At 53.7% G+C, this 5,523-nt stretch carries 2 tRNA genes and 3 rRNA genes; all 5 read right to left on the bottom strand.

Annotated features, from left to right (window positions below):
- Window positions 1-11: 11 nt before the first annotated feature.
- The 5 genes from rrf to NAT23_RS14645 all read right to left on the bottom strand — a co-directional run bounded on the left by rrf (window position 12) and on the right by NAT23_RS14645 (window position 5,274).
- Window positions 12-127, bottom strand: a 5S ribosomal RNA gene (rrf, locus tag NAT23_RS14665).
- A 114-nt stretch (window positions 128-241) separates the two neighbouring features.
- A 23S ribosomal RNA gene (locus NAT23_RS14660) occupies window positions 242-3,132 on the bottom strand.
- A 264-nt stretch (window positions 3,133-3,396) separates the two neighbouring features.
- Window positions 3,397-3,472: transfer RNA gene (locus tag NAT23_RS14655), tRNA-Ala, on the bottom strand.
- A gap of 116 nt (window positions 3,473-3,588) precedes the next feature.
- A tRNA-Ile gene (locus tag NAT23_RS14650) sits at window positions 3,589-3,665 on the bottom strand.
- Window positions 3,666-3,734: 69 nt separating this feature from the next.
- Window positions 3,735-5,274 (bottom strand): 16S ribosomal RNA (locus NAT23_RS14645).
- Together the 16S, 23S and 5S rRNA genes with 2 tRNA genes alongside form the textbook arrangement of a ribosomal RNA operon.
- Window positions 5,275-5,523: the final 249 nt, after the last annotated feature.

Raw genomic sequence — 5,523 nt, 5'->3', positions numbered from 1 at the left:
TTGGTATAGATGCCTGACGATGACCTACTCTCGCATGGAGAAGCTCCACACTACCATCGGCGCGGGGTGGTTTCACTTCCGAGTTCGGCATGGGATCGGGTGGTTCCCACCTGCTATGGTCGTCAGGCGTAACTGGCGCGGGCGATGACGTGTCACCGCCTGCAAATTCGGGATCATGCTGTGTCTTGAGAGCGTCTCATCGTATCCGATGACGATTAATCACAGACCACTTGGGTGTTATATGGTCAAGCCTCACGGACAATTAGTACGCGTTAGCTCAATACCTTAACGGCACTTACACACCGCGCCTATCACCTCGTCGTCTTCGAGGGTCCTTCAGGGGGCTCGAGGCCCCAGGGAAGTCTCATCTTGAAGGGGGCTTCCCGCTTAGATGCTTTCAGCGGTTATCCCGTCCGAACATAGCTACCCGGCAATGCGTCTGGCGACACAACCGGAACACCAGAGGTTCGTTCACTCCGGTCCTCTCGTACTAGGAGCAACTCTTCTCAAACTTCCGACGCCCACGGCAGATAGGGACCGAACTGTCTCACGACGTTCTAAACCCAGCTCGCGTACCACTTTAAATGGCGAACAGCCATACCCTTGGGACCGACTTCAGCCCCAGGATGTGATGAGCCGACATCGAGGTGCCAAACACCGCCGTCGATGTGAACTCTTGGGCGGTATCAGCCTGTTATCCCCGGAGTACCTTTTATCCGTTGAGCGATGGCCCTTCCATACAGAACCACCGGATCACTAGAACCTACTTTCGTACCTGCTCGACGTGTCTGTCTCGCAGTTAAGCACCCTTATGCTCTTGCACTCATTGCACGATTTCCAACCGTGCTGAGGGTACCTTCGTGCTCCTCCGTTACTCTTTGGGAGGAGACCGCCCCAGTCAAACTACCCACCACACACTGTCCCTGCACCGGATAACGGTGCGAGGTTAGAACGCCAATGATACCAGGCTGGTATTTCAAGGTTGGCTCCCCCTGGACTGGCGTCCAGGGTTCAAAGCCTCCCAGCTATCCTACACAAGTAACATCAGCATCCAGTGTGAAGCTGTAGTAAAGGTTCACGGGGTCTTTCCGTCTAGCCGCGGGTACACTGCATCTTCACAGCGATTTCAATTTCACTGAGTCTCGGGTGGAGACAGTGTGGCCATCATTACGCCATTCGTGCAGGTCGGAACTTACCCGACAAGGAATTTCGCTACCTTAGGACCGTTATAGTTACGGCCGCCGTTTACCGGGGCTTCGATCAGGAGCTTCGCTTGCGCTAACACCATCAATTAACCTTCCGGCACCGGGCAGGCGTCACACCCTATACGTCCGCTTACGCGTTAGCAGAGTGCTGTGTTTTTAATAAACAGTTGCAGCCACCTGGTATCTTCGGCCGGTCCCAGCTTAGGGAGCAAGTCCCATCACCAAGACCGGCGCACCTTCTCCCGAAGTTACGGTGCCATTTTGCCTAGTTCCTTCACCCGAGTTCTCTCAAGCGCCTTGGTATTCTCTACCTGACCACCTGTGTCGGTTTGGGGTACGGACACACAGTATCTGAAGCTTAGAGGCTTTTCCTGGAAGCGTGGCATCGATAACTTCCACCCTCCGAAGAGGATGTTCGTCTCGCATCTCGGCTTTAAGCGTCCGGATTTGCCTGAACGCTCGGCCTACATGCTTTCACCAGGACAACCAACGCCTGGCTTACCTAGCCTTCTCCGTCCCCCCATCGCAATACTGTCTGGTACGGGAATATTGACCCGTTTCCCATCGACTACGCATTTCTGCCTCGCCTTAGGGGCCGACTCACCCTGCTCCGATTGACGTCGAACAGGAACCCTTGGTCTTCCGGCGGGGGAGGTTTTCACTCCCCTTATCGTTACTCATGTCAGCATTCGCACTTGTGATATCTCCAGCATGCTTCACAACACACCTTCACAGACGTACACAACGCTCCTCTACCGCTCATCCATAGGATGAACCCGTAGCTTCGGCACCTGGTTTAGCCCCGTTACATCTTCCGCGCAGGCCGACTCGACTAGTGAGCTATTACGCTTTCTTTAAAGGATGGCTGCTTCTAAGCCAACCTCCTAGCTGTCTAAGCCTTCCCACATCGTTTCCCACTTAACCAGAATTTGGGGGCCTTAGCTGACGGTCTGGGTTGTTTCCCTTTTCACAACGGACGTTAGCACCCGCTGTGTGTCTCCCACGCTGCACTCACCGGTATTCGGAGTTTGCCTCGGTTTGGTAACCCGGGATGGGCCCCTAGCCGAAACAGTGCTCTACCCCCGGCGGTGATACGTGAGGCTCTACCTAAATAGATTTCGAGGAGAACCAGCTATCTCCGAGCTTGATTAGCCTTTCACTCCGATCCACAGGTCATCTCAGCATTTTTCAACATACTTGAGTTCGGGCCTCCAGTTGATGTTACTCAACCTTCACCCTGCCCATGGATAGATCGCTCGGTTTCGGGTCTATTCCCAGCAACTATTCGCCCATTTAAGACTCGGTTTCCCTACGCCTCCCCTATACGGTTAAGCTCGCTACTGAAAATAAGTCGCTGACCCATTATACAAAAGGTACGCAGTCACCTAACAAAGTAGGCTCCCACTGCTTGTACGCACACGGTTTCAGGATCTATTTCACTCCCCTCTCCGGGGTTCTTTTCGCCTTTCCCTCACGGTACTGGTTCACTATCGGTCAGTCAGTAGTATTTAGCCTTGGAGGATGGTCCCCCCATGTTCAGTCAGGGTTTCACGTGCCCCGACCTACTCGATTTCACGATGGTTGGATTTCAGTTACGGGACTATCACCCTCTATGGTCAGGTTTCCCACCCTGTTCACTTATCGGCCCCATCGCTTAAGGGCTGGTCCCCGTTCGCTCGCCGCTACTTGGGGAATCTCGGTTGATTTCTTTTCCTCGGGGTACTTAGATGTTTCAGTTCCCCCGGTTCGCCTCCATGAGCTATGTATTCACTCAAGGATACTTACCTTATGGTAAGTGGGTTTCCCCATTCAGAGATCGCCGGGTCGCAGGTTATTTGCCACCTCACCGACGCTTATCGCAGGCTATCACGTCTTTCATCGCCTCTGACTGCCTAGGCATCCACCGTGTGCGCTTAATCGCTTGACCATATAACCCCAAGGGGTCTGATCAGTGATTAATCTAACGATTTCACCGGATACGCTTGAGACGTATCTCAATAAAAACTCACATCAGTCACATCTACCGATTGCTCGGCGACGTTCCTGATGTTGGTTTAACATCAGCATGATCCACATTGTTAAAGAGCGTACTGTTCAGGAAACAGTGAGAAAACGGCGATTCGAATAATCATCGAACTGTCATTTTTTCACTATACCCTTCAAAAGGTACTTCCGACTGTTTAGGCGGCGATGGTGGAGCCAAGCGGGATCGAACCGCTGACCTCCTGCGTGCAAGGCAGGCGCTCTCCCAGCTGAGCTATGGCCCCGTGATAATGCCGCTGGGTGTTTATAACCCTTAGCAAATTTATATCTCGCGAGGAGAAAGCGATCGACGCATAGTAAGCTATGCGAGATGGCGTTCGACAATGCGAGAGATAAATTTTGGTGGGTCTGGGCAGACTTGAACTGCCGACCTCACCCTTATCAGGGGTGCGCTCTAACCAACTGAGCTACAGACCCAAACAGTCTTCGCTCTATCCGATCAGGTAATTTGTTGTGGGCGCGTTGGCCGGGGTGTGTCGTATCGTTTAAGGAGGTGATCCAGCCGCAGGTTCCCCTACGGCTACCTTGTTACGACTTCACCCCAGTCGTGAACCACACCGTGGTGATCGCTCTCCCGAAGGTTAAGCTAACCACTTCTGGTGCAGTCCACTCCCATGGTGTGACGGGCGGTGTGTACAAGGCCCGGGAACGTATTCACCGCGCCATTCTGATGCGCGATTACTAGCGATTCCGACTTCATGGAGTCGAGTTGCAGACTCCAATCCGGACTGAGGCAGGCTTTATGGGATTGGCTTCACGTCGCCGCTTCGCAACCCTTTGTACCTGCCATTGTAGCACGTGTGTAGCCCTACCCGTAAGGGCCATGATGACTTGACGTCGTCCCCACCTTCCTCCGGTTTGTCACCGGCAGTCTCCCTAGAGTTCCCGGCCGGACCGCTGGCAAATAGGGATAGGGGTTGCGCTCGTTACGGGACTTAACCCAACATTTCACAACACGAGCTGACGACAGCCATGCAGCACCTGTCTCAGAGTTCCCGAAGGCACGAAGCTATCTCTAGCGACTTCTCTGGATGTCAAGGGTAGGTAAGGTTCTTCGCGTTGCATCGAATTAAACCACATGCTCCACCGCTTGTGCGGGCCCCCGTCAATTCATTTGAGTTTTAGCCTTGCGGCCGTACTCCCCAGGCGGTCGACTTATTGCGTTAACTGCGCCACCAAGTCCTCAAGGGACCCAACGGCTAGTCGACATCGTTTACGGCATGGACTACCAGGGTATCTAATCCTGTTTGCTACCCATGCTTTCGCGCCTCAGCGTCAGTGTCAGTCCAGAAGGCCGCCTTCGCCACTGGTATTCCTCCCGATCTCTACGCATTTCACCGCTACACCGGGAATTCTACCTTCCTCTCCTGCACTCAAGTCTGCCCGTTCCGGATGCAATTCCCAGGTTGAGCCCGGGGCTTTCACACCCGGCGTGACAGACCGCCTACGCGCCCTTTACGCCCAGTAATTCCGATTAACGCTTGCACCCTCCGTATTACCGCGGCTGCTGGCACGGAGTTAGCCGGTGCTTCTTCTGCGGGTGATGTCGTCCATACCGGGTATTGGCCGGTATGCTTTCTTCCCCGCTGAAAGTGCTTTACAACCCGAAAGCCTTCTTCACACACGCGGCATGGCTGGATCAGGCTTTCGCCCATTGTCCAATATTCCCCACTGCTGCCTCCCGTAGGAGTCTGGGCCGTGTCTCAGTCCCAGTGTGGCTGATCATCCTCTCAGACCAGCTACGGATCGTCGCCTTGGTAAGCCGTTACCTTACCAACTAGCTAATCCGACATAGGCTCATCCGATAGCGCAAGGTCCGAAGATCCCCTGCTTTCTCCCGTAGGACGTATGCGGTATTAGCTTGGGTTTCCCCAAGTTATCCCCCACTATCGGGCAGATTCCTATGCATTACTCACCCGTCCGCCGCTCGTCGGCATCCAGCAAGCTGGACCCGTTACCGCTCGACTTGCATGTGTTAAGCCTGCCGCCAGCGTTCAATCTGAGCCATGATCAAACTCTTCAGTTTAAAATCAATAGTCACTTAAGGTGACAATTCTGGCTCGAGTTACAAACTTCTCTGACGAGTCGCTTGTCTCGATATTTGGTGATGCGATCATCACCCCGAGCCAAGCGCCCACACAAATTACCTGATCGACTTGTTAAAGAGCGTCTCGCTGTGGGCTGTGCCCTGTAGCGAGTGGATGAGCATTCTACTCATCCGAGCCGGACTGTCAAGCTTCAATTTTGAGCGACCGATCAGAAAACCAAATTCCGA

It is taken from the genome of Larsenimonas salina, assembly GCF_023736155.1.
GTDB lineage: Bacteria > Pseudomonadota > Gammaproteobacteria > Pseudomonadales > Halomonadaceae > Larsenimonas > Larsenimonas salina.
Note: the sequence above shows the minus strand (reverse complement) of the source record. Positions and strands in the feature narration are given on the sequence as shown.